The organism is Mesorhizobium sp. M1169, assembly GCF_040318345.1.
Taxonomy (GTDB): domain Bacteria; phylum Pseudomonadota; class Alphaproteobacteria; order Rhizobiales; family Rhizobiaceae; genus Mesorhizobium.
The window spans coordinates 59,147-81,692 of record NZ_JAMYME010000011.1; the positions used below are offsets into that span (position 1 = coordinate 59,147).

24 protein-coding genes are annotated in these 22,546 nt (G+C 62.4%); 13 read left to right on the plus strand and 11 right to left on the minus strand.

Annotation, left to right across the window (positions count from 1 at the left end; genetic code table 11):
* Positions 1 to 140: 140 nt before the first annotated feature.
* A complete protein-coding gene (locus tag NKH41_RS13790) occupies positions 141 to 968 on the minus strand; it encodes a helix-turn-helix transcriptional regulator (protein ID WP_352471698.1) in 828 nt (275 codons plus the stop codon).
* Between the two features lie 86 nt (positions 969 to 1,054).
* On the opposite strand from NKH41_RS13790, the gene NKH41_RS13795 reads away from it, so the two are divergent.
* Positions 1,055 to 1,585 (plus strand): hypothetical protein, encoded by a 531-nt coding sequence (locus NKH41_RS13795; RefSeq protein WP_352471699.1) that lies wholly within the window; start codon positions 1,055 to 1,057, stop codon positions 1,583 to 1,585.
* Between the two features lie 74 nt (positions 1,586 to 1,659).
* The gene (locus NKH41_RS13800) at positions 1,660 to 2,289 is read left to right on the plus strand and encodes a MarC family protein (protein WP_023674869.1); all 630 of its coding nucleotides are present in this window, start codon (positions 1,660 to 1,662) and stop codon (positions 2,287 to 2,289) included.
* Positions 2,290 to 2,297: 8 nt separating this feature from the next.
* Here the strand turns inward: NKH41_RS13800 and NKH41_RS13805 are convergent, their stop codons facing one another.
* Entirely contained in the window at positions 2,298 to 2,723 is a 426-nt protein-coding gene (locus tag NKH41_RS13805; protein WP_352770376.1) for an OsmC family protein, read from the minus strand.
* A 122-nt stretch (positions 2,724 to 2,845) separates the two neighbouring features.
* Complete coding sequence (locus NKH41_RS13810) at positions 2,846 to 3,358, minus strand: single-stranded DNA-binding protein (RefSeq protein WP_352448761.1); 513 nt, start codon at positions 3,356 to 3,358, stop codon at positions 2,846 to 2,848.
* Between the two features lie 208 nt (positions 3,359 to 3,566).
* Here NKH41_RS13810 and NKH41_RS13815 point away from each other — a divergent pair, with 208 nt between their 5' ends.
* From NKH41_RS13815 to NKH41_RS13855, 9 genes are all read left to right on the plus strand, one after another.
* The gene (locus tag NKH41_RS13815) at positions 3,567 to 3,956 is read left to right on the plus strand and encodes a cupin domain-containing protein (RefSeq protein WP_352471700.1); all 390 of its coding nucleotides are present in this window, start codon (positions 3,567 to 3,569) and stop codon (positions 3,954 to 3,956) included.
* Positions 3,957 to 4,038: 82 nt separating this feature from the next.
* Positions 4,039 to 4,353 carry an ArsR/SmtB family transcription factor gene (locus NKH41_RS13820; protein WP_352448759.1) on the plus strand — a complete coding sequence of 105 codons (315 nt, stop codon included), beginning with the start codon at positions 4,039 to 4,041 and terminating at the stop codon, positions 4,351 to 4,353.
* Positions 4,350 to 4,874 (plus strand): SRPBCC family protein, encoded by a 525-nt coding sequence (locus NKH41_RS13825; RefSeq protein WP_352682875.1) that lies wholly within the window; start codon positions 4,350 to 4,352, stop codon positions 4,872 to 4,874. Before NKH41_RS13820 ends, NKH41_RS13825 begins: the two co-directional genes overlap by 4 nt.
* A 26-nt stretch (positions 4,875 to 4,900) precedes the next feature.
* The gene (locus NKH41_RS13830) at positions 4,901 to 5,506 is read left to right on the plus strand and encodes an ATP-dependent Clp protease proteolytic subunit (protein WP_352455702.1); all 606 of its coding nucleotides are present in this window, start codon (positions 4,901 to 4,903) and stop codon (positions 5,504 to 5,506) included.
* Positions 5,503 to 5,901, plus strand: a complete 399-nt coding sequence (locus NKH41_RS13835) for a hypothetical protein (protein WP_352770373.1) — start codon at positions 5,503 to 5,505, stop codon at positions 5,899 to 5,901. The genes NKH41_RS13830 and NKH41_RS13835 overlap by 4 nt, the downstream gene beginning before the upstream one ends.
* A gap of 696 nt (positions 5,902 to 6,597) precedes the next feature.
* On the plus strand, positions 6,598 to 9,519 hold the full coding sequence (uvrA, locus tag NKH41_RS13840) for an excinuclease ABC subunit UvrA (protein WP_352770370.1): 2,922 nt from the start codon (positions 6,598 to 6,600) through the stop codon (positions 9,517 to 9,519).
* A gap of 81 nt (positions 9,520 to 9,600) precedes the next feature.
* Positions 9,601 to 9,921 (plus strand): DUF302 domain-containing protein, encoded by a 321-nt coding sequence (locus NKH41_RS13845; RefSeq protein ID WP_352770368.1) that lies wholly within the window; start codon positions 9,601 to 9,603, stop codon positions 9,919 to 9,921.
* The gene (locus NKH41_RS13850) at positions 9,918 to 10,388 is read left to right on the plus strand and encodes a GNAT family N-acetyltransferase (protein WP_352744045.1); all 471 of its coding nucleotides are present in this window, start codon (positions 9,918 to 9,920) and stop codon (positions 10,386 to 10,388) included. Before NKH41_RS13845 ends, NKH41_RS13850 begins: the two co-directional genes overlap by 4 nt.
* Positions 10,389 to 10,416: 28 nt before the next feature.
* Positions 10,417 to 11,223 carry a DUF72 domain-containing protein gene (locus NKH41_RS13855; RefSeq protein WP_352770365.1) on the plus strand — a complete coding sequence of 269 codons (807 nt, stop codon included), beginning with the start codon at positions 10,417 to 10,419 and terminating at the stop codon, positions 11,221 to 11,223.
* Positions 11,224 to 11,268: 45 nt separating this feature from the next.
* Here the strand turns inward: NKH41_RS13855 and NKH41_RS13860 are convergent, their stop codons facing one another.
* The 6 genes from NKH41_RS13860 to urtA all read right to left on the minus strand — a co-directional run bounded on the left by NKH41_RS13860 (position 11,269) and on the right by urtA (position 17,463).
* Positions 11,269 to 11,469, minus strand: coding sequence for a hypothetical protein (locus tag NKH41_RS13860; RefSeq protein ID WP_023674857.1), 201 nt, complete (start codon positions 11,467 to 11,469; stop codon positions 11,269 to 11,271).
* Positions 11,470 to 11,686: 217 nt separating this feature from the next.
* Complete coding sequence (urtE, locus tag NKH41_RS13865; RefSeq protein ID WP_352770362.1) at positions 11,687 to 12,382, minus strand: urea ABC transporter ATP-binding subunit UrtE; 696 nt, start codon at positions 12,380 to 12,382, stop codon at positions 11,687 to 11,689.
* A 70-nt stretch (positions 12,383 to 12,452) separates the two neighbouring features.
* The gene (gene urtD / locus NKH41_RS13870) at positions 12,453 to 13,199 is read right to left on the minus strand and encodes an urea ABC transporter ATP-binding protein UrtD (protein ID WP_023674855.1); all 747 of its coding nucleotides are present in this window, start codon (positions 13,197 to 13,199) and stop codon (positions 12,453 to 12,455) included.
* 7 nt (positions 13,200 to 13,206) lie between these two features.
* Positions 13,207 to 14,439 carry an urea ABC transporter permease subunit UrtC gene (gene urtC / locus NKH41_RS13875; protein ID WP_352682883.1) on the minus strand — a complete coding sequence of 411 codons (1,233 nt, stop codon included), beginning with the start codon at positions 14,437 to 14,439 and terminating at the stop codon, positions 13,207 to 13,209.
* Complete coding sequence (gene urtB, locus NKH41_RS13880; RefSeq protein ID WP_352770360.1) at positions 14,436 to 16,052, minus strand: urea ABC transporter permease subunit UrtB; 1,617 nt, start codon at positions 16,050 to 16,052, stop codon at positions 14,436 to 14,438. Before urtB ends, urtC begins: the two co-directional genes overlap by 4 nt.
* 100 nt (positions 16,053 to 16,152) lie before the next feature.
* Positions 16,153 to 17,463 carry an urea ABC transporter substrate-binding protein gene (urtA, locus tag NKH41_RS13885; protein WP_352770357.1) on the minus strand — a complete coding sequence of 437 codons (1,311 nt, stop codon included), beginning with the start codon at positions 17,461 to 17,463 and terminating at the stop codon, positions 16,153 to 16,155.
* A gap of 301 nt (positions 17,464 to 17,764) precedes the next feature.
* Here urtA and NKH41_RS13890 point away from each other — a divergent pair, with 301 nt between their 5' ends.
* Positions 17,765 to 18,160, plus strand: coding sequence for a hypothetical protein (locus NKH41_RS13890; RefSeq protein ID WP_352448747.1), 396 nt, complete (start codon positions 17,765 to 17,767; stop codon positions 18,158 to 18,160).
* A gap of 46 nt (positions 18,161 to 18,206) precedes the next feature.
* On the opposite strand, the gene NKH41_RS13895 is transcribed toward NKH41_RS13890, so the two are convergent.
* Positions 18,207 to 18,917, minus strand: a complete 711-nt coding sequence (locus NKH41_RS13895; protein WP_352448746.1) for a purine-nucleoside phosphorylase — start codon at positions 18,915 to 18,917, stop codon at positions 18,207 to 18,209.
* Positions 18,918 to 19,000: 83 nt separating this feature from the next.
* Positions 19,001 to 21,574, minus strand: coding sequence for a cell cycle histidine kinase CckA (gene cckA / locus NKH41_RS13900; protein WP_352742617.1), 2,574 nt, complete (start codon positions 21,572 to 21,574; stop codon positions 19,001 to 19,003).
* 203 nt (positions 21,575 to 21,777) lie between these two features.
* Between cckA and NKH41_RS13905 the strand changes: the two genes are divergently transcribed.
* Entirely contained in the window at positions 21,778 to 22,530 is a 753-nt protein-coding gene (locus NKH41_RS13905; protein WP_352502494.1) for a hypothetical protein, read from the plus strand.
* The last annotated feature ends 16 nt before the right edge of the window (positions 22,531 to 22,546 follow it).

Below are 22,546 nucleotides of genomic sequence, written 5' to 3' on the forward strand. Positions count from 1 at the left end.
CACAATCTAATCAGGAATCACTTGGTGCTTATATAGGAAGCCAGCCTGAAACTCCAACAATCGCGGCAGTTTTCCAGTGTGGTTTTTAGCGGCAAATTCAAAAGGATAAACCAATTGCGACGATATGGCCGTGTACCCTTTCACGGGCGTCGCCGGCGGGCGCGATAAGTACCCGGCGCCTCGCCCATCAGCCGCCGGAAACGGCGATTGAAGGTTGATAGATCGTTGAATCCCGCCGAAAAGGCAATCGCCGAAATCGTCTGATCCGACGTCCGCAGCCGCACGGCTGCCCTGTGCAGCCGCGCTCTCAGCAGGAATTGGTAGGGCGTCATACCGGCAACGTGCCGGAAGGTGCGCAGGAAATGGTAAGGGCTGGTGGCGGTCTCGTCGGCGAGTTCGGCAAGCGAGATCGGCCGGTCGGCATCGACTTCGATGCGCCGCACCGCTTCGGCGACACGCTTCTGGTCACGGCGGCTCGGCGTCCGTCCCCGATCCGTAGCGCTGCAAGCCGCAGTTACCGCGGCACCGGCAATGCGCAGGGCGAGTTCCTCGAACACGCCGGTGTCGGCCATCTCGCGCGCCGCCTCCGCTTCGGCAAGCAGCGGCACCAGCGCCGGCAAGGGCGGCAGGCGCGGCGTTCCGAAATCGAGCGTCTTGGCGCCCGGCACGTCGGCGACGATCCGCTCCATATAGGCCGGTCCGAAATGGAAGGAGAGGCAACGGTCGCCGGCGCCATGCTCGTGCCCGCATTCGTAGCATGTGCCGGGATTGCCGAGCAGGAGCGCGCCCGGCGCCAGCATCGCCGTGCCCTCGCGCGCACGATAGCGGAAGGTGCCGTTGGTTACGGCGGCAACGCAGAAATCCCGATGCTCCTCCTCGAATGGCCTGTCGGCGGCGCTGGCGGTGCAGATGACATCCGACACCTGCCAGCCTCGGCCCGACGCCAGCCTGTGCGCGCTCGTCGTCATCGCCGAAACATAGCAACTTTTCCCAAGCGCAGAACCCCTGTCGGCGTCTATGCTTGCCGGTCTCCTGACAAGATGAGAGCGAAGCCATGTCCAATTCCTTTGCCAAGGTCCTGCACAGCGATGGGCCCGTACCGGCCCTTGCCGAGAAACTGAATCTTTATGGCCGCTTCGTCGGCGCCTGGACGTTCGACGCCACGCGCCATCTCGAGGACGGTCAGGTGCTGACCGGGCGCGGCGAAGTGCATTTCGGCTGGGTGCTCGAAGGCCGCGCGATCCAGGACGTATGGATCCTGCCTGCCCGTGACGCCGGCCCCTCGCCCTCGCTCGGCAAATGGACCTTCTATGGCACGACGTTGCGCGTCTACGATCCCGGCGTTGACGCCTGGCACATCTTCTGGAGCGATCCGCGCAATCAGTACTACAGCCGCCAGCTCGGCCGTGCCGAGGGCGACACCATCATCCAGCAAGGCGCAGACGGCACCGGATCTGCTGTGCGCTGGAGCTTTTCGCGCATCACCGAAAATTCGTTCCGCTGGCTGGGCGAACGCTCACAGGACGACGGCGCTACCTGGCGTCTTGAAGTCGAGTTTCTGGCGCGCCGGGCCGTCAGCCCCTGATCCGCACGGTTTCCACTGGCTCCGCTTTGCTCTACCAATCCCGTTATCCGGCTTTGCCGGCGGGGAGGGTCAGCATGCCGAGCTTCGACAGCCTGTTCAACGCCTTCGTCACCATACTGGTGACGATCGATCCGCCCGGCCTGGCGCCGCTCTTCCTCGCCGTGACCCGCGGCATGAACCGCGAGGAGCGCAACCAGGTCTCCGTGCGCGCCTCGGTCATCGCCTTCCTGGTAATGGCGTTGTTCGCAATCGCCGGCGCGTCGATCCTGTCAGTCTTCGGCATCACTCTGCCGGCCTTCCGCGTCGCCGGCGGCTTTCTGCTGTTCTTCATCGCCTTCGAAATGGTGTTCGAGCGCCGGCAGGACCGCAAGGAGAAGATCGGCGACGTCGCCATCACCAGGGACATGATCCACAACATCGCCGCCTTTCCGCTGGCGATCCCGCTCATTGCCGGTCCCGGCGCGATTTCGGCGACCGTCCTGCTCTCAAGCTCGTTTCAGGGTTTGGGCGCGCAGACAGCCCTTGTCGGCATCATCGCCATCTGCCTCGTCATCACCTACCTGGTGTTCGTGCTGTCAGAGCGCATCGACCGTATCCTCGGCCAAACCGGCCGTTCGATCCTGACAAGGCTGCTCGGCGTCATCCTGGCGGCGCTCGCCGTACAGTTCGTCGCCGACGGCATCAAGGCGCTGATGGCGACGTAGGAACAGCCCTACTTCGCTGTCGTTTCAATGACTTCGAAGTCGTGGGTAATCTCGGCAGTCTTGGCCATCATTGCCGAGGCCGAGCAGTATTTCTCGATCGAAAGCCCGATCGCCCGCTTCACCTTGGCGTGTGATAGCGCCCGGCCCTTGACGACAAAATGCATGTGAATGCGGGTGAACACCCTGGGATCGGCTTCTGCACGGTCGGCATCGAGTTCGACCACGCAATCTTCGACCGCCTCGCGCCCCTTTTCGAGGATATGGACCACGTCATAGGCCGAGCAGCCGCCAGTGCCGATCAGCACCAGTTCCATTGGGCTCGGCCCCGGCGTCTTGCCCTCCGGCCCGAACGCAGTGCCTAGCACCAGCTTGTGCCCATTGGCGGACTCGCCAACGAAAGTGCGCTCCTCGACCCATTTGACCCTTGCCTTCACCTGATACGTCCTTTCACCGCTCAAACGCACAACGTCCCGAAAATCCAAGACAGATTTTCGGGACGCCATTTCGTGGCCAAGGTGCCGGCGCTTTTCGCCGCAAGGGCAGTCCGCCCGAGAAATCAGAACGGGATTTCGTCGTCCAGCTCGCGCGACGAACCACCGCCGCCGCCCTTGTTGGCGCCACCGCGATTGAAACTTTCGCCCGGGCCGGACTGGCCGAAATCGGAACCGCGGCTCGCACCACCACCGGCATAGTTGCCGACCTGGCCGCCGCCCTCGCCCCGCGCATCGAGCATCTGCAGCTCGCCGCGGAATTTCTGCAACACGATTTCGGTCGTATAGCGGTCATTGCCGGTCTGGTCCTGCCATTTGCGCGTCTGCAGCTGGCCCTCGACATAGACCTTCATGCCCTTCTTCAGATACTGCTCGGCCACCTTGGCGATCTGGTCGTTGAAGATCACGACATTGTGCCACTCGGTCTTTTCCTTGCGCTCTCCGGACGTCTTGTCGCGCCAGCTTTCCGACGTCGCGATGCGGATGTTGACGACCGGGTCACCCGAATTCAGGCGGCGGATTTCAGGGTCCGCCCCGAGGTTGCCCACCAGAATGACCTTGTTGACGCTACCCGCCATGATACTTCTCCGCGCTCATCCGAAACCGAATTTTTGTCGCCGCACCTTACAGGCTATGGACAATCCCTGCCTGCCGTCGCTGCCTTTTCCCACAAGGTTTTTGTTCTCTTTTCGTTCTATAGGAGAGGCCCTGCACTGTCAATAGTTGTCAGTAAGAAGTAGTGTCTTGGCGTCGAATTTCCACAGACCATGGGATCGAGGCGAACGCATGAAGATGGTTGCGCATAACGATCAGCCGCAAGAAGAGTGGCGGACGGGAGTAAAGACCCGCATGCATGTCTCTGCCCGCAACGGCGCAACTCAACTTTGCATGTTTGAACAATGGGTCGAACCCACCGTTGGCGCCCCGACACATTGGCACCCGGTCGAGGAAGTACTTACCGTCATCGCTGGCAGGGCCGAGATGTGGATCGACGAAGAGCATCTCGTCTTGACTGCCGGACAGTCGCTTGTTGTCGCCGCGTACAGGCAACATGGCTTCCGAAACGTCGGCTCCGAATTGCTTCATATTCATGCTGTGCTCGCGTCACCAGTTTTCGAGGCGACGTTCAACGGATCCCCCGACATGGTGAGACGCTGGCTTCCAGCGAGTTTGTAAAACCTCGCCTGTCTTAAAAAATACCGCCTGTCTTAAAAAACACGGCTTGCCAAACCGATAAGTATTTACTTATGCTTTCGGCATGATCGAAGCAGACATTTTTCGGGCACTAGCGGATCCAACGCGTCGCGCCGTCTATGAGCGGCTCGCCGACGGCGAGATGACGGTGTCGGAACTGCGCACTGGCATACCGGTATCGCAGCCGGCGGTATCGCAACATCTCGCAGTGCTGCGCGGCGCCGGCCTCGTGGTCGAGCGCCGGGCCGGTCGCAACGCCTATTACCGCGTCGATCCGAAGGGGCTTGCGCCACTGCTCGGCTGGATCGAACGCTACCGTGCGTTCTGGCCAGAGCGCATCGAAAGGCTCAAGACGGTTTTGAAGGACATGGACCAATGACCAACCGAGGCAAAGAACGCGCCGAAATGGCCGCAGACAAGATCGAGTTCGAGTGCGAGCTGCCCGAACCGCCGGAACAGGTGTGGCGGGCGCTGACGGTGCCGGACCTGCTCGCGGCCTGGATGATGCCGAACGACATCAAGCCCGAAATCGGCAACCGCTTTGCCTTTAAAGCGCCGAATGCGCCGATCGAGTGCGAAATCCTCGACGCGGATCCCGGACGGCTGCTGCGCTATTCCTGGCGGGAGCGGCCGGCGCCCGGCGATACGCAGGTGCCGCCCGGCAATCCCCTGGACAGCGCAATGAACGACAGCCCAGTGGACAGCATCGTCACCTTTACGCTCGACCGCACCGTTTCCGGCGGCACGCATCTGCGCATCGTCCATGATGGTTTTGCTCGGGCAGCAGTGCCGGAGATCGCGATGGCAGGCGCCGGTTGCCGGCTTTCCTTTGACGCGCACACTCCCAGGCACAAGCAGATCGCCGCAAACACCCCGCGCCTCTTCCTGCGCGCGGCCTGAACGACAACAGTCAACGGAGACAACCGATGAGCGGCCTTGCCAATCTGGTGCCGATGGTGATCGAGCAGTCGAGCCGCGGCGAACGTGCCTTCGACATATTTTCGCGGCTGCTGCGCGAGCGCATCGTCTTCATCAACGGCCCGATCGATGACGGCACCTCGGCGCTGGTGTGCGCCCAGCTTCTGTCGTTGGAATCCGACAATCCCGACAAGGAGGTCTCGCTCTACATCAACTCGCCGGGCGGCGTGGTGACCAGCGGTTTCGCCATCTACGATACGATGCAGTATATCAGCTGCCCGGTCTCCACGGTTTGTATGGGCTTCGCCGCCTCGATGGCCTCGTTCCTTTTGATGGCCGGCACACCGGGGCGGCGCATCGCGCTACCCAACACCAGCATCGTGCTGCATCAGCCTCTCGGCGGTTTCCAGGGCCAGGCCTCCGATATCCAGCGCCATGCCGAGGGCATCCTTCGCACCAAGCGGCGCATGACCGATCTTTACGCCCGCCATTGCGGCCGCACCTACGAAGAAGTGGAACGCACGCTCGACCGCGACTTTTTCATGACCGCGCAGGAGGCCAAGGATTGGGGCCTCGTCGACCATGTCTTCGACACTCGCAAGCAGGCCGCATGAACGTGCCGGGCCGGCGGACGGAACTGAGGCGATTGAGCGCCCGCAATTTCAGCGCCATCGGTCTGGTCTTGCCGCTATCGCGGCACTATAGTCCGGCGATGACCGCCAGCCGCTCATCCAGCCTGTTATGCCTTGCCATCGCTACCGTTGCCGGCACGAACATGCTGGTGGGTATGGCACTTGCCCAAGATAATTCGACGTCTTCGCAAAAGGGCGCTCTGCCCGGTGTGACCAGCGATTATCGCATCGCCGAGCCAGCGCCGCGGCCTGAGCCTGACGATATGGCTCTAGGCAGCGGCAACGGCACCTTCAAGATTGGCGATACCGACGTTCGGATTTCCGGTAGCATCACCATTGATGTCGCTACCGGCAGGATCAGGCCCTCCAGCCGCTAAGTTCGCCTGGTGTGAACCACAAATATTGCGCTTCAAACGAACAGCCCCGCCATTGCTTTGCAACTGACGGGGCCTTCTTGGATCTGAAATCCAAATTGCCGGGAGTGTACTGCCGGCTTTTTATTTCGGATGCTTCGCGGCGTTCAGCCGACGATCCGACTAGCAGTCTCTGATTGTTGTGGGGATCGGCAGGTCAACGTGGGCAGGTAGCGCTAAACGCCTGACCTGGCTACTTATACCTGCCGCGGCTCCAGCGACACGTGGAGCCTCAAGGAACAATCCGGTGGAGTCATGCCTCTGCTCTCCTTCTGTTCGTTGCGACTGTCGTCGAAGCGCTCATCGCATAACCCGCGGCGTCTCGCAGGCTAGCCCCAGGCCGCGAGGCCATCGAAAGACGGCCGGCTTCGTTGACAATTGGATTCTGCCCCCATGACGCGGGGACGTCAACCTTGAATAGCCGGGTTGCCGAAAAATGTGATCGCGAGACGCTTTGTGAAGCCGGCCTCACGGGCAGCTTTTGTCAGGAGCGTGTTCGGCCTTTGTTCTTTCCGCTTGCCCGTTCGCGCGAAAGGCGGTTAAACGCTTTGGTCGAGAGTTGTGGCGTCTCTCGAAAAGGCGGCGAAATTACCTACATAGGGGGTGGTCGGGAAAACCCGCCCATCCCACGAATTCCAGATTCTGAGGCGGCGACCGGCGATGGCCGACCATAAATATCTCTCCATTCGCGGGGCACGCGAACACAATCTGAAGAATGTCGATCTCGACCTGCCGCGTGACAGCCTGATCGTCATGACCGGCCTGTCGGGGTCGGGCAAGTCGTCGCTTGCCTTCGACACCATCTACGCCGAGGGCCAGCGCCGCTATGTCGAGAGCCTTTCGGCCTATGCACGGCAATTCCTCGAAATGATGCAGAAGCCGGACGTCGACCAGATCGACGGCCTGTCGCCGGCCATCTCCATCGAGCAGAAGACCACCTCGAAGAACCCTCGTTCGACGGTCGGCACCGTCACCGAGATCTACGATTATATGCGGCTTTTGTTCGCCCGCGTCGGTGTACCCTATTCGCCGGCCACCGGCCTGCCGATCGAGAGCCAGACGGTCTCGCAGATGGTCGACCGGGTGCTTGCGGTCGAGGAAGGCACCCGGCTGTTCATTCTGGCGCCGATGGTGCGCGGCCGCAAAGGCGAGTACCGCAAGGAACTGCTGGAGCTGCAGAAGAAGGGTTTTCAGCGCGTCAAGGTCGATGGCGTCTTCTATGAGATCGCAGACGTGCCGGCGCTGGACAAGAAGTACAAGCACGACATCGACGTCGTCGTCGACCGCATCGTCGTGCGCGGCGATCTGGCGACGCGGCTCGCCGATTCCATCGAGACCGCGCTGAAGCTGGCCGACGGGCTGGCGGTGGCGGAATTTGCCGACAAGCCGCTCGACGCCAGCCAGACCGGCGAGGATTCGGTCAACAAATCGAAGAACGAGACGCATGAACGCATGCTGTTCTCGGAAAAGTTCGCCTGCCCGGTGTCCGGCTTCACCATTCCCGAGATCGAGCCCAGGCTGTTCTCCTTCAACAATCCGTTCGGCGCCTGCCCGACCTGCGACGGGCTCGGCAGCCAACGCGCCATTGATGCCAGCCTGGTCGTGCCCGACGAGAATGTCTCGCTGCGCGCCGGCGCCGTCAGCCCTTGGGCGAAGTCGAGCTCGCCCTACTATGCGCAGACGCTGGAAGCGCTGGGCGTCGCCTATGGCTTCAAGCTCGGCGACAAGTTCAAGGATTTGAGCGAGGAGGCAAGGCAAGCCGTCCTGCACGGCACCGGCGAGCGCGAAATCACCTTCCATTACGATGACGGCCTGCGCTCCTACAAGACGACGAAAACCTTCGAGGGCGTCATCCCCAACCTCGAGCGCCGCTGGAAGGAAACGGAATCCGCCTGGATGCGCGAGGAGATCGAGCGCTTCATGTCGGCCACGCCCTGCCCGGCCTGCCGCGGCTATCGGCTGAAGCCCGAGGCGCTCGCGGTCAAGATCGCCGGCAAGCACATTGGCGAGGTCACCGAGCTGTCCATCCGCAAGGCCGACCAGTGGTTCACCGATCTGCCCGCTTCGCTCAACGACAAGCAGAACGAGATTGCGGTGCGCGTGCTCAAGGAAATCCGAGAGCGGCTGCGCTTCCTCAACGATGTCGGTCTCGACTATCTGACGCTGTCGCGCAACTCCGGCACGCTTTCAGGCGGTGAGAGCCAGCGCATCCGTCTTGCCTCGCAGATCGGCTCCGGCCTGACCGGCGTACTTTACGTGCTGGACGAGCCGTCGATCGGTCTGCACCAGCGCGACAACGCCCGCCTGCTCGACACGCTGAAGCATCTGCGCGACATCGGCAACACGGTCATCGTCGTCGAGCACGACGAGGACGCCATCCTGCATGCCGACTATGTCGTCGATATCGGCCCGGCTGCCGGCATTCATGGCGGCCACATCATCGCCCAGGGCACGCCGCAGCAGATCATGGCGACGCCCGCTTCGATCACCGGCAAATACCTGTCGGGCGAGCTCGAAGTGGCGACGCCGGCACGGCGCCGCGAGGCCAAGAAGAACCGCCGGCTGAAGGTCGTCGGCGCGCGCGGCAACAACCTGAAGAACGTCACCGCCGAAATCCCGCTCGGCACGTTTACCGCCGTCACCGGCGTATCCGGCGGCGGCAAGTCGACCTTCCTGATCGAGACCCTGTTCAAGGCGGCGTCGCGCCGCATCATGGGCTCGCGCGAGCATCCGGCCGAGCACGACCGCATCGAGGGGTTGGAATTCCTCGACAAGGTCATCGACATCGACCAGTCGCCGATCGGGCGCACCCCGCGTTCCAACCCTGCCACCTATACCGGCGCCTTCACGCCGATTCGCGACTGGTTCGCCGGCCTGCCGGAGGCCAAGGCGCGCGGCTACCAGCCGGGGCGCTTCTCGTTCAACGTCAAGGGCGGCCGCTGCGAGGCCTGCCAGGGCGACGGCGTCATCAAGATCGAGATGCACTTCCTGCCCGACGTCTACGTCACCTGCGACGTCTGCCACGGCAAGCGTTACAACCGCGAAACGCTGGACGTGCTGTTCAAGGGCAAGTCGATCGCCGACGTTCTCGACATGACGGTCGAGGAAGGCGTCGATTTCTTCGCCGCCGTGCCTGGCGTGCGCGACAAGCTGGAGACGCTGAAACGGGTCGGCCTCGGCTACATCCATGTTGGCCAGCAGGCAACGACTTTGTCGGGCGGCGAGGCGCAGCGCATCAAGCTCGCCAAGGAACTATCACGCAAGGCGACCGGCAAGACGCTCTACATCCTCGACGAGCCAACCACCGGCCTGCATTTCCACGACGTAGCCAAGCTGCTCGAAGTGCTGCACGAGCTGGTCGACCAGGGCAACACGGTCGTCGTCATCGAGCACAATCTCGAGGTGATCAAGACGGCTGACTGGGTACTCGATCTTGGCCCCGAAGGTGGTGACGGCGGCGGTGAGCTGGTGGCGTCCGGCACGCCGGAGGACATCGTCCGCGAAAAACGCAGCTATACCGGGCAGTTCCTGAGGGACTTGCTGGAGCGGCGCCCCGGAGGCAAGCGCGAAGCGGCGGAGTGATGGCAAAGAACGGTCTCATCACGGTCCAAAGCCGCTTCGGCGTGGCCGAGACGATCGATCGCCTGGTCGGGAGGTGCAGGATTGCTGGTCTTCGCCCGCATTGACCACGCCGCCGGTGCGCGCAGTGTCGAAGCTTCCCTGCGTCCGACCCAGCTTCTGATTTTTGGCAACCCGAAAGGCGGGACGCCGCTGATGCAGGACCGGCAGCTTGCCGGCATCGATCTGCCGGTCAAGGCACTGGCTTGGGAGGATAAGCAAGGCAAGGTCTGGCTCTCCTACAATGACGCGCACTGGCTCGCTGAGCGCCACGGCTTGGGCGACGCCAGTCGCAATGCCGTCGCCGCGATAGCGGCCGGCATGGACAAGGTGATTGCGGCCGCTGCCGGCGCGGGCCAGTTTTGATCATGAGAGCCGCTCGGGCCGATGATCTCCCCACGGTGATCTCGCTTACCACCGACGCCTACGCGCCCTACACTGCCCTGTTCGGAGCGCCGCCGATCCCCGTCACCGAGGACTATGCGCCGCGCATAGAACGCGGCGAGGTCTGGCTTTCGGAGCAGGACGGACAGCCGGCCGGCTTGATCGTTCTCGAACGACATGCGGACCATACAATGATCTTCAGCGTCGCCGTTGCGCCCGCCTTTCAGGGCAAGGGTTTCGGCATCGGGCTGCTCGACTGGGCCGAGCAACAGACGCGCTTGTGGAGCTTGCCGGAAATCCGACTCTACACCAATGCCAGAATGGAACGGAACGTTTCGTTGTATAAGGCCTACGGCTTTCGCGAAACGGGTCGCCGGCCCAATCCATATCGGCCAGGATGGACGGTCGTCGACATGGCGAAAGCCGTCGAGACGACCGCCATCGCGTGATCCTTTTCTGCAAACCGGGAGGACGACCATGACTCAATCAGGAACAATCCGCGCCGGTATGGGCGGCTGGACCTTCGAGCCGTGGGACACGTCCTTCTACCCTGACAAATTGTCAAAGGCCAAGCAACTGCATTATGCCAGCCGGCAGGTGCCCACTGTCGAGGTCAACGGCACCTATTATTCGAGCTTCAAGGAGCCGACCTTCGTCAAATGGGCCAACGAGGCGCCGGATGGTTTCGTCTATTCGCTGAAGGGCAACCGCTTCGTCACCAACCGCCGCGTGCTCGGCGAGGCCGGGGAATCGATCATGCGCTTCCTCGGGTCGGGCGTCGCGGCACTTGGCGACAAGCTCGGGCCGATCCTGTGGCAGTTCGCGCCGACCAAGAAATTCGACCCGGACGATTTCGAGGCTTTCCTCAAGCTGTTGCCGGAAAAGCAGGACGGCGTTGCGCTGCGCCACGCGGTCGAGGTGCGCAACGACAGCTTCATCGTGCCGGAGTTCGCCGCCTTGGCGCGAAAGCACAAGGCCGCCATCGTCTATGCCGACCACGCCAAATATCCGGGGATTGCCGACGTTACCGGCGATTTCATCTATGCGCGGCTGCAGACCGGCAGCGACGACAATCCCGATTGCTACACGCCACAGGCGCTCGACGAATGGGCGGCGCGCGCAAGAACCTGGGCGGAAGGCAAGGTGCCGGCCGACCTGTCGCGCGCCGATCCTTCAACCGACGCGCCGGTCAAGCCACGCGACGTGTTCGTCTACTTCATCACAGAGGGCAAGGTCCGCGCTCCATTCGGCGCCATCGCGCTGATGAAGCGGGTCGCAGGCTGACGCCCCACTGTCGGTGGTCCGCCTGGCTTGGTCCTAAACTACCGGCTATGCGGCGCGTTCGTCCGGACGCCGATCAACCCTGACGATCTCGTTAAAGGCATCGAGATCGACATAGAAGACCTTGGTGATCTCCGCGATGAGTTCGTCGTGGTCATACCCCTGCGATTTCAGAATGTTGATGGCTGTCAGGATATCGACGCGCTCCGTGAGCCGTCGTTTCTGGTAGTCCTCGACATAGCGCTCCATCGTCTGGCCCTGGCTCCCAAGCACCCGAAATGTTGGACGACAACAGATCGCTGGAAGGGAACGGCTTGCGCGCAAACGTGCCGGCGCGGCCCGCGCCTTCCCCTGATCTGCCAAATTGGAACTGGTACGGAAAGCGGCCGACTCACCAAGGCCAAGCAAAATCTAGCACGCAATCTTCGGCGCGCCAGAGTTGCAAACCAATGGAATCAATAAGAATTCAGACAGTCAGGAATTTGCGGACGTCCGCCCGGTCGAGATCCTCGGCGGGGCCGGTATGGACGATCTGGCCGCGGTCCATGATAATGACCTCGTCGGCCAATTCCCGGCAGAAATCGAGATATTGTTCGACCAAAAGCACCGCAATGCCGGCCTGGTCGCGCAGATAGCGGACGGCGCGGCCGATGTCCTTGATGATCGACGGCTGGATGCCTTCGGTCGGCTCGTCGAGCACCAGCAGCTTCGGCCGCATCACCAGCGCCCTGCCGATGGCAAGCTGCTGCTGCTGGCCGCCGGAAAGATCGCCGCCGCGGCGCGCGAGCATCTGCTTCAGCACCGGAAACAATTCGAAGACGTGAGCGGGAATGTTGCGATCGGCGCGCTTCAACGGCGCAAAACCGGATTCGAGATTTTCCCGCACCGTAAGCAGCGGAAATATCTCCCTGCCCTGCGGCACAAATGCGATGCCCGACCGGGCGCGATCATACGCCGCGCTCCGGTCGAGCGCCTTCCCCTCGAAGGCAACGCTTCCGCTCGTCAGCCGGTGATGGCCGACGATCGATCTCATCAAACTGGTCTTGCCGACGCCGTTGCGGCCGAGCACGCAGGTGATCTTGCCGGCGCTGGCCTTCAGCGAGACGCCGCGCAGCGCCTGGGCAGCGCCGTAGTGCAGCGTGGCATTGGAGACTTCGAGCATGGTCAGTGCTTTCTCCAACGCGTGAAGAACGAAAGGTCGAAATGATGGAACGGAACGCGCCAGACCATGTTCATCTCCCCAGATAGACTTCGACGACGCGCTCGTCGGCCGAAACGAAGTCGAGACTGCCCTCGGAAAGCACCGAGCCTTCGTGCAGGCAGGTGACCTTGACGCCGAGCTCGCGCACGAAATGCATGTCGTGCTCGACGACGATGACAGAATGGTCGCGCGCGATGTCCCTGAGCAGCCGCGCGGTTTCCTCGGTCTCGGCGTCGGTCATGCCGGCAACCGGTTCGTCGACCAGCAGCAGCTTCGGATCCTGCGCCAGAAGCATGCCGATCTCGAGCCATTGCTTTTGGCCGTGGCTCAGATTGGCGGCGAGTTCGTCACGCTTGTCGCCAAGCCGAATGATGCCGAGGATGTCGTCGATCTGCCGCACGTCCGCGGCCGAGCGACGATGGAACAGTGCCGGGAAGATCGAGCGCGGGCCTTTCAGCGCCAGCATCAGATTGTCCTCGATCGTGTGGCTTTCGAAGACGGTCGGCTTCTGGAATTTACGGCCGATGCCCATCATGGCGATCTCGGCCTCGTCGTGTTTGGTTAGGTCGACCTCACCATTGAAGAAAACTTCACCCGCGTCGGGCCGCGTCTTGCCGGTGACGATGTCCATCATCGTCGTCTTTCCGGCGCCGTTAGGGCCGATGATCGCCCGCATCTCGCCCTTGTCGAGCACCAGCGAAAGGTTGTTGATGGCGCGAAACCCGTCGAAGGAAACCGACACGCCGTCGAGATAGAGGATGGTGTTGCTCTTCGACATCAGGCCATCACTCCGCCGGCTGCGGTTCGGCGCCGGAGGCCGACCAGTCGCCCGGCCTTCTCGCCGCCGAGCGGTCGGTTTTCGGCGGCACCGGCGCATCGGGATCGATGCCGGCTTCTTCGGCAACCGAGGCCGCCCGCAGCGCCTTGGCGTTGCCGCGCCAGGAATCCCACATGCCGATGATGCCCTTGGGCAGGAACAGCGTGACGGCGACAAACAGTCCGCCCAGCGCAAACAGCCAGAATTCAGGCAGCACGCCGGTGAACCAGGATTTACCGGCATTGACCAGAAGCGCGCCGATGATCGGCCCAACGATGGTGCCGCGCCCGCCGACGGCCGCCCACACCACCACCTCGATCGAATTGGACGGCTCGAATTCGCCAGGGTTGATGATGCCGACCTGCGGCACGTAAAGCGCACCGGCGATGCCGGCCATCACCGCCGACACGGTGAATGCGAACAGTTTGACGTTCTCCGCCCGCCAGCCGAGAAAGCGTGTGCGGCTTTCGGCGTCTCGCACCGCCATCAAAAGCTTGCCGTACTTGGAACCGACGATTGCCCAGGTGACGAAGACGGCAAACGCCAGCATGACGGCGCTGGCCGCGAACAGCGCCGACCGCGTCATGTCGGCCTGCACGTTGAACCGTAGAATGTCCTTGAAATCGGTCAGGCCGTTATTGCCGCCGAAACCCATGTCGTTGCGGAAAAAGGCAAGCAGCAGCGCATAGGTCATCGCCTGGGTGATGATCGACAGATAGACGCCGGTGACGCGGCTGCGGAAGGCAAACCAGCCGAAGACGAAGGCGAGCAGGCCGGGCACCGCAAGCACCATGACCGCGGCAAACCAGAAGTGGTCGAAGCCATACCAGAACCATGGCAATTCCTTGTAGTTAAGGAACACCATGAAATCCGGCAGCAACGGATTGCCGTAGACGCCTCGCGAGCCGATCTGGCGCATCAGATACATGCCCATCGCATAACCGCCGAGCGCGAAGAAGGCGCCGTGGCCGAGCGAGAGGATGCCGCAATAGCCCCAGACGAGATCGAGCGCCAAGGCGAGCAGTGCATAGCAGAGGTATTTGCCGGTGAGCGCGACGATATAGGACGGCACGTAAAACGCACTTGTCGGCGAGACCGCAAGATTGAGCAGCGGCACGACGATTGCAACCGCCAGCAGGATGAAGATGGTGATGGCGACGCGGCGGTCGGCGCCGGCGGCAAAGAAGCGTCCCGTGATCATGCTTCCACCGACCTGCCCTTTAGCGCGAACAGACCGCGCGGGCGTTTCTGGATGAACAGGATGATCAGCACCAGGACGACGATCTTGCCGAGCACTGCTCCGGCATAAGGTTCGAGGAACTTGTTGACGATGCCGAGCGAGAAAGCGCCGACCAGCGTGCCCCAAAGATTACCGACACCGCCGAAAACGACGACCATGAAGCTGTCGATGATGTAGCCGCGGCCGAGATTGGGCGAGACGTTGTCGATCTGGCTGAGCGCGACACCGGCGATGCCGGCAATGCCGGAGCCGAGTGCAAACGTTAGCGCATCGACCCAAGGCGTCCTGATGCCCATCGAGGCGGCCATGCGACGATTGGCGGTGACGGCACGCATCTGCAGCCCCCAGGGCGTGCGTTTCATCACGTAGAGCAGCACCGCGAACACGCCGAGCGCGAATACCAGGATCCAGAGCCGGTTCCAGGTCACGGCAAGCTGGCCGATATTGAACGAGCCGGACATCCATGACGGGTTGCCTACCTCCTGGTTGGTCGGTCCGAACATGGTGCGTACGGCCTGCTGCAGGATCAGCGACACACCCCATGTCGCCAGCAGCGTCTCCAGCGGCCGTCCATAGAGGAAGCGGATCAGCCCGCGCTCGATGACAAGGCCGACGAGCGCCGCCACCAGAAAGGCCAGCGGCAGGGCGATGACCAGCGACCAGTCGAACAGGCCGGGAAAGGAATTGCGGATAACCTCCTGCACGACGAAGGTCGTGTAGGCGCCGAGCATGACCATCTCGCCATGCGCCATGTTGATGACGCCCATGACGCCGAAGGTGATGGCCAGGCCAATCGCCGCCAGCAGCAGCACCGATCCAAGCGATATGCCATACCAGATATTCTGGCCGGCATCCCACAGCGCCAGCGTCGAATTGATGTTGGCGATCGCAGCCGTCGCCGCGTCCTTCACCGCACCTTCGGAATTGGCCTCTACCGACGTGAGCAGCGACACCGCATCGCGGTCGCTGCGCGCACCGATGAGCCCGATTGCCGCCAGTTTGTCGGCCTCCGGCCTGTCGGAAACGAGAATCGACGCGGCGCGGGCCTGTTCTAGCAGCGCCTTGACGCTTGCCACGCTCTCATTTGCGATCGCGGTGTCGAGCGGCTCGATGTTTGCCGCGTCCGGCGTCTTGAACATTGTGTCGGCGGCGGCAATGCGCACGGCCGGATCCTTGGAGCCAAGCGTCAGTGTGCCCAGCGCGTCGCGGATAACGCGGCGCAGCGTGTTGTTGACCTTGATCTTGGTGATGTCGGCCTTGGCAGCTTCGCCCGATCTTTCGCCGGTAAGCGCATCGAGCAGCTCGATGCCGTCGCCGCTCTCCTTGCCGACAAAGACCAGTGAATCGGCCTTGCGCACGTAAAGGCTGCCCTCCGCAAGCGCGGCAAGCGGCCGTTCTACGGCCGGATCGCCGGAAGCCGCAAGCTCCCGCACCACGGCTTCTATCGCCGGAAAATTGGCGGCGGTAGCGAATTTGGCGATGACCACGCGCAGATCTGCTTCGCTGGCGTTCGACGGCAGCAGCATCCCCAGGAGAAGGAGCAGCATCAGGCCAATCGCGCGGATCAGGATCATTGGTTTCTGGTGGCTCTTGAAGATTGAATGTCGCCTCCGGGCAGGCTGGAGGAGGAGCCTGCCCGGAGGCTTGCGGGTCTGGGAGGACAGACCGGGAGGATCAGTTGGTTCCCTTGCCGCCGCATTTGCCGGTGGCAACGTTGAAGTTGCCGCAGGACAGAGGCGCGCGCCAATCGGAGATCAGGTCCTTGGAGTCAGGCAGATAGTCGGACCACTCGTCGCCCATCACCAGGCCGGGCGTCTGCGAGACGGTTTCGAACTGGCCGTCGGCCTGGATTTCGCCGATCAGCACCGGCTTGGTGATGTGATGGTTCGGCATCATCGTCGAATAACCGCCGGTCAGGTTCGGCACCGAGACGCCGACCATGGCGTCGATGACCTTGTCCGGATCGGTGGTGCCGGCCTTCTCGACCGCCTTCACCCACATGTTGAAGCCGATATAATGGGCTTCCATCGGGTCGTTGGTGGTGCGCTTGTCGTTCTTGATGAATTTGTGCCAGTCGGCGATGAACTTCGCGTTCTCGGGCGTGTCGACGCTCTCGAAATAGTTCCAGGCGGCGAGATGGCCGACCAGCGGCGCAGTGTCCAGACCGGCAAGCTCTTCCTCGCCGACCGAGAAGGCCATGACCGGGATGTCCTCGGCCTTGATGCCCTGGTTGCCGAGTTCCTTGTAGAACGGCACGTTGGCGTCGCCATTGACGGTCGAGACCACGGCGGTCTTCTTGCCGGCCGAGCCGAACTTCTTGATCGCCGAAACTTCGGTCTGCCAGTCGGAGAAGCCGAACGGCGTGTAGTTGACCATGATGTCTTCCGCAGCTACGCCCTTGGCCTTCAGATAGGCCTCGAGGATTTTGTTGGTGGTGCGCGGGTAGACGTAGTCGGTGCCTTCGAGAACCCAGCGCTTCACCGAACCGCCGTCCTCGCTCATCAAATAGTCGACCGCGGGAATGGCCTGCTGGTTCGGCGCCGCACCGGTGTAGAACACGTTGCGCTCGCTTTCCTCGCCTTCGTACTGGACGGGGTAGAACAGGATGTTGTCGAGCTCGCTGAACACGGGCAGCACCGATTTGCGCGACACCGAGGTCCAGCAGCCGAACACCGCCGCGACCTTGTCCTTCGAGATCAGCTCGCGCGCCTTTTCGGCGAATAGCGGCCAGTTGGAAGCCGGATCGACGACCACCGCCTCGAGCTTCTTGCCGAGCAGGCCGCCCTTGGCATTCTGCTCTTCGATGAGCATCAGCATGGCGTCCTTCAGCGTTGTCTCCGAGATCGCCATGGTTCCCGACAGCGAATGGAGGATGCCGACCTTGATGGTGTCGTCGGCCGCCTTGGCGGGAACGCTCATCAGCAGGCCGGCGGTGATCACGCCGGCCGAAAACATTTTTGTTATTGTCGAGAAACTGCCCCTCATACTTTTAAACTCCCAAGCTGGTTAACTGCATCGGAACAGACCATGCAACGGCTGTGCCAATCACCGGCGAAAGATCGGAGGGTTTGAGATTTCCCAGCCCTGTCAGTCGGTTAATGTATTAGCCGCAGGAGATGAACCTCGCTTGCCAAGTTTGAAATGAGAAAAGATCACTCGTATCAGCCTAAGTTTTACTCATATACAGGCCAATGCCCGAATTTTGAGCAGCATCATATGAGCGCTGGCGAGGATTGCAGCGCCGCAGCGAAATGGGGCAAGTTCGAACCCTTAAACGAGCGACGCCATGGCCTTCCGAACGTCTTGCATTTTCATCACCATGCTTCTGCTGGCGACGACGACCGTAGCGCGCGCCGGCTTCAGCGACGGCAAGCTGCCGGACGGCTCCTATCATTGCGAAGTCTATCTGCTAGGCATGTTCCTCAGCCTCGGCGACATCGCCATCAAGGGAAACGTCTATAGCGGTCCGGTTAGCTTCGGCACCGCGCCGCAGAGTTATAACTACCAGATGGATGCAGACGGGGTGATTACCTGGCTGGGTCCGCTGGGCGGCTACACCAGCGGTGGCAACTCGATCTCGCTTACGCAGGCGACGCTGGAAAGCGGAACCACCCCGTCCTTCGACATCATCATGAAGCAGCCAGACGGTGCCTTTACCGCCTCGACCTGCACGAAGCGTTGAAAAGTACGGAACCTGGCGAGCTTCCGTACTCCGAAGTAGAAGCCGCCTAGCTCTCCGCCGCCATGTCGAGCGCCAGCCGGGTCATATCGGTGAAAAGGCCCTGGCGTTCGGAATAGTCGGTCTGCTCGCCGGTTGCCACATTGTCGACGACGGTCAGGATCGACAGCGCCCGGGCGCCAAAATCGGCCGCAATGCGGTAGAGTGCGCTGGTTTCCATATCCACGGCGAGCGCCCCCTGTGCCTGTGCTTCGGCAAAGCGTTCGCGCCCCAGCGGATGATAAAAAATATCGCTGCAGATGGTCAGCCCGGCCCGATGGTCGATGCCGAGTTCCGCAGCCCGGGCCAACGCCTGGGCCAACAATGCAGGATCGGGGCCGGCATCGGCACGATAGAGCCCAAAAACCTGGCCGCTCTCCGCATTTTCGCCGCGCACCGATTGCGCGATCACCAGGCTGCGCAGCACCACCTCAGCGGTCAGGCCGCCGCAGGTGCCGGTGCGGATCAACGTTTTCGCACCGTAGAAGTCCAGCAGCTCGTGCACGTAGACCAGGAACGACGGGACGCCGATGCCGGTGGACTGGACGCTGACAGGCTTGCCGCGAAACAACCCGGTAAAGCCGAGCGCGCCGCGGCGGCGGTTGACGCAGCGCGGCGCTTCCAGAAAGGTCTCCGCCATCCATTCAGCGCGCTGCGGGTCGCCCGGCAGCAGCACCGTGCTTGCGTAGTCGCCTTTGCTAGCCTCGTTGTGTGGCGTCACGGCATGCTTTCCAAAACCCGCCGCCCGTTTCGCCTGTAATCATGGCAGTCTCACGACATTGCGCAAGCGGAGCGTTGGAAGGGTCAGGATTCCAGCATGTCCTTTACGATCGTGGCCAATTGCTTGAGCGAAAACGGCTTCGGCAAGAAGCCGAAATGCGCGTCGGCCGGCAAGTTCTTGGCGAACGCGTCTTCGGCATAGCCGGACACGAAGATAAACTTGATGTCGGGCTGCCGTTTGCGCAATTCGCCAAGCAGCGTCGGACCATCCATTTCCGGCATCACCACGTCCGACACCACGACGTCGACCTTGCCGCCGAGCGCTTCGTAGACTTCAAGCGCCTCGACGCCCGACGACGCCTCGTGGACGGTGTAGCCGCGCGATTTCAGCGCCCGCATGCCGCCCATGCGCACGGCGTCCTCGTCCTCGACCAGCAGCACCGTGGCCGAGCCCGACAGATCCTTGGCTGAGTCGGCGATCTTGGCAGGAGCGGCCGGCACTTCTCCAGCCTCGCCCGCCTTCCTTGCCTCCGCAATGTGCCGCGGCAGGAAGATGCGGAACACGGATCCCTTGCCGACTTCGGAATCGCAGAAGATGAAGCCGCCTGTCTGCTTGATGATGCCATAGACCATGGACAGGCCGAGTCCGGTTCCCTTGCCAACCTCCTTTGTCGTGAAGAAGGGCTCGAAGATCTTTTTCAGCACATCAGGCGCGATACCACTGCCGCTGTCCTCGACCTCGACCAGCACATAGTCGGCCGGAGTAAGTTCGCGGTAGGAAAAGGTCTTGCATTCCCCGGCGCTGACGTTGCGGGTGCGCACCGTGAGGTCGCCGCCGGCCGGCATTGCATCGCGCGCATTGACCACCAGATTGACCACCACTTGCTCGAACTGCCCGATATCGACCCTGACCGGCCACAGGTCGCGGCCATGGTCGATCTTGAGCTTGATATCGTTGCCGACCAGCCGGGCAAGCAGCATTCTGAGATCGGCGAGCACGTCGGTCAGGTTGAGCACCTCCGGCCGCAGCGTCTGCTTGCGCGAGAAGGCCAGCAACTGCCGCACCAGCGAGGCCGCCCGGTTGGCATTCTGCTTGATGTTCATGATGTCCGGGAATGACGGATCGGACGGCCGGTGGTTGGTCAACAGCAGGTCCGAGGCCATGATGATGGCGGTCAGCACATTGTTGAAATCATGCGCGATGCCGCCGGCGAGTTGGCCGACCGCCTGCATCTTCTGGCTCTGCGCCATCTGGCCCTCGAGGGCCTTTTGCTCAGTAGTCTCCACGGCATAGACGATGGCCGATTCCTCGGCGCCCTCGCCACCGGTACCGTCTGCGACCGCGTTGACGTAGAAGCGTATGTGGCGCTCCTCATTGCCGGGCAGCACCGTATCGATCGGCTCGATGTCAGCCTGTTGCTGGCGTGCCTTTTCAAAGGCCGCGGCGAAAGCCGGCCGGTCGCGCTCGTGGATCACCGTATCCAGCCGCACACGCCGATCGACCGCGTCGCGGTCGACGACCGAGGAAAACAGCGACAGGAATGGCGCATTGGTGCGCAGGATGCGGCCGGCATGGTCGACGCCGGCTATCGCCATCGGCGTCGAGTTGAAGAACCGCGTGAAGCGTATTTCCGATGCGCGGAGGTCGGCCGAAGCGTCCTCGCCTTGCGTCCGGTTGAGCACGATGGTGCGAGTCGGGCCGTTGAGACCCTCTCGGCTGGCCGAGACACGATGCATGAAGCGCACCGGCAGCGCCTCGCCGGTCATCGTCGTCAGATCGAGGTCGATAACGGCATTGCGCGTGGTACCAGCGTCGGCCTTGACCGAACGGACCAGCGCCATGCCGTCCCCGGCGACGATCTCCGGCAGCGTGATGGCGCCGGGAGTGAAGCTGGCCAGGTCGATGCCCAGCCACTCCGCAAGAGTCGCGTTGATATAGGTCACGCGGCCTTCCTGGTCGGCCGAAAAGAAACCGGCCGGCGCATGGTCGAGGTGATCGATCGCCTTTTGGAGGTCGAGAAAGAACCGCTCCTGCTCGGCCCGTTCCCGCGAGATATCGGCAAGCTGCCAGGCAAGCATGGGCAGCCGCTGGCCGGGAACGCTGAAGGCGCGGGCCCGAACGCGGTACCAGCGCGCGCCCGGTTCGGCGCCTGGCCGAATGGACTGCGCGAGCCGAAACTCGCCGTCGCCCGGCTGGCCGTCCCGCAGGCCTGACGCCAGCCGGTATATGGTCACCGAGGCCTCGGGAACGTCTGAAAGCAAACCTTCGACGGTCTTGAGGTCGGCGGCCGACTCGGCACCCGTCATATCGGCATAGGTCCGGTTGGCGTAGATGATACGGCCTTTGGTGTCGGTGACCAGGAGACCTTGCGACATCGAATCGACGAAAGCTTTCGACAGTTCGTCGCTTGTCGAGCGCGGCGTGATGTGCACGAAGCCGATCGCAGTGGCGAATAGAAAGCCGACGCCGATCATCGCCAGCACGCCAAGCATGCCAAGCAGGAATGGATCGCCAAGGCGCTCGCGGAAAAGGCCGAAGACGATCGCTGCCCCAGTCAGGACGACGATGAAGACGATGAGCCGGGTGACCGCTCCCGGTCGCGTGTTCTGGTCGACGATAGGTACCGGATAGAAATCGCCGCGCGCTTCCTTGGCCATGTGCCCCCTGCTCGTGAATTCCGGTGTCGGTTGAATCATATTCTCAGGGTTGGGAAAAGGCCCGGCTGCAGATGTCCGCTAAAAATGACGCCGTTCGGCTCCCGGCGTTTCAAGCTGTTCACGAAGCGTGAAAGGCAACTTGCGGTGGCCTGCCGCAACAGTCTAGTGTCGCTTCTCTTCGAAAGCTGATTTTGGGGGAACCAATGCTGCAATGGCTGGATGGCGTGGCGGGTCCTGGTTATGCCGCAGCAATCCTATGGACGTTTGCAGTACTTGTCCTTCTGCTCATCATTCTTCTTATCATCAGGCTGATCCGCAGCCTGACGTTCGGGACATTCGTCGCCGGCGGCAGGAACCGCAAGACGCGGCTGGCTGTCATGGATGCCACAGCGGTCGACAGTCACCGGCGGCTGGTGCTGGTGCGCCGTGACGATATCGAGCACCTGCTCTTGATCGGTGGTCCGACCGACGTCGTCGTCGAGCGCGACATCAGGCTCTCGGCGTTGCGGCGCCCGGCATTGACCGGAGACAACGGCCACCAGCCGGCAGCAAGGTCTGCTTCGACCACAGCCGCGCCGGTGAGGCAAGCGCCACCGCAGCCGGCAAGCGTAACCGCGACCCCTGTCCGAGCCCGCCAGACGGCGACGATGCCGGCAACAATGCCGGCGCCGGCGCCGAAACCGGCATCGAACGTCACGCCGTTGCCAAGTTATGGATCCGTCAACGCCAGTGCCTCGCGGCATGCGCAGCCGCCGGCAAGACAGGACTCCCCGGCAAGATACGAGCCGCCGGCACAGCACGAGTCGATTGACGATGCGCTGATGAAGGAGCTGGAGGTTTCCCTCGACGAGCCACGCTTCAGCCAAACGCCGAGCAAGCCGGTGGCGAAGGCATCACCCTCTCTCGACGACGAGATGACGAAGCTCCTCGGCGAGTTGTCCAATCAGAAAAGATAGGCCGATAGCGAACGGC

What these genes read in the sequence shown, in the direction of transcription:
- NKH41_RS13790 (WP_352471698.1), bottom strand. Translation starts at nt 968, where the DNA reads ATGACGACGAGCGCGCACAGGCTGGCGTCGGGCCGAGGCTGGCAGGTG.
- NKH41_RS13795 (WP_352471699.1), top strand. Translation starts at nt 1,055, where the DNA reads ATGTCCAATTCCTTTGCCAAGGTCCTGCACAGCGATGGGCCCGTACCG.
- NKH41_RS13800 (WP_023674869.1), top strand. Translation starts at nt 1,660, where the DNA reads ATGCCGAGCTTCGACAGCCTGTTCAACGCCTTCGTCACCATACTGGTG.
- NKH41_RS13810 (WP_352448761.1), bottom strand. Translation starts at nt 3,358, where the DNA reads ATGGCGGGTAGCGTCAACAAGGTCATTCTGGTGGGCAACCTCGGGGCG.
- NKH41_RS13815 (WP_352471700.1), top strand. Translation starts at nt 3,567, where the DNA reads ATGAAGATGGTTGCGCATAACGATCAGCCGCAAGAAGAGTGGCGGACG.
- NKH41_RS13820 (WP_352448759.1), top strand. Translation starts at nt 4,039, where the DNA reads ATGATCGAAGCAGACATTTTTCGGGCACTAGCGGATCCAACGCGTCGC.
- NKH41_RS13825 (WP_352682875.1), top strand. Translation starts at nt 4,350, where the DNA reads ATGACCAACCGAGGCAAAGAACGCGCCGAAATGGCCGCAGACAAGATC.
- NKH41_RS13830 (WP_352455702.1), top strand. Translation starts at nt 4,901, where the DNA reads ATGAGCGGCCTTGCCAATCTGGTGCCGATGGTGATCGAGCAGTCGAGC.
- NKH41_RS13835 (WP_352770373.1), top strand. Translation starts at nt 5,503, where the DNA reads ATGAACGTGCCGGGCCGGCGGACGGAACTGAGGCGATTGAGCGCCCGC.
- uvrA (WP_352770370.1), top strand. Translation starts at nt 6,598, where the DNA reads ATGGCCGACCATAAATATCTCTCCATTCGCGGGGCACGCGAACACAAT.
- NKH41_RS13855 (WP_352770365.1), top strand. Translation starts at nt 10,417, where the DNA reads ATGACTCAATCAGGAACAATCCGCGCCGGTATGGGCGGCTGGACCTTC.
- NKH41_RS13860 (WP_023674857.1), bottom strand. Translation starts at nt 11,469, where the DNA reads ATGGAGCGCTATGTCGAGGACTACCAGAAACGACGGCTCACGGAGCGC.
- urtE (WP_352770362.1), bottom strand. Translation starts at nt 12,382, where the DNA reads ATGCTCGAAGTCTCCAATGCCACGCTGCACTACGGCGCTGCCCAGGCG.
- urtD (WP_023674855.1), bottom strand. Translation starts at nt 13,199, where the DNA reads ATGTCGAAGAGCAACACCATCCTCTATCTCGACGGCGTGTCGGTTTCC.
- urtC (WP_352682883.1), bottom strand. Translation starts at nt 14,439, where the DNA reads ATGATCACGGGACGCTTCTTTGCCGCCGGCGCCGACCGCCGCGTCGCC.
- urtB (WP_352770360.1), bottom strand. Translation starts at nt 16,052, where the DNA reads ATGATCCTGATCCGCGCGATTGGCCTGATGCTGCTCCTTCTCCTGGGG.
- urtA (WP_352770357.1), bottom strand. Translation starts at nt 17,463, where the DNA reads ATGAGGGGCAGTTTCTCGACAATAACAAAAATGTTTTCGGCCGGCGTG.
- NKH41_RS13890 (WP_352448747.1), top strand. Translation starts at nt 17,765, where the DNA reads ATGGCCTTCCGAACGTCTTGCATTTTCATCACCATGCTTCTGCTGGCG.
- cckA (WP_352742617.1), bottom strand. Translation starts at nt 21,574, where the DNA reads ATGGCCAAGGAAGCGCGCGGCGATTTCTATCCGGTACCTATCGTCGAC.
- NKH41_RS13905 (WP_352502494.1), top strand. Translation starts at nt 21,778, where the DNA reads ATGCTGCAATGGCTGGATGGCGTGGCGGGTCCTGGTTATGCCGCAGCA.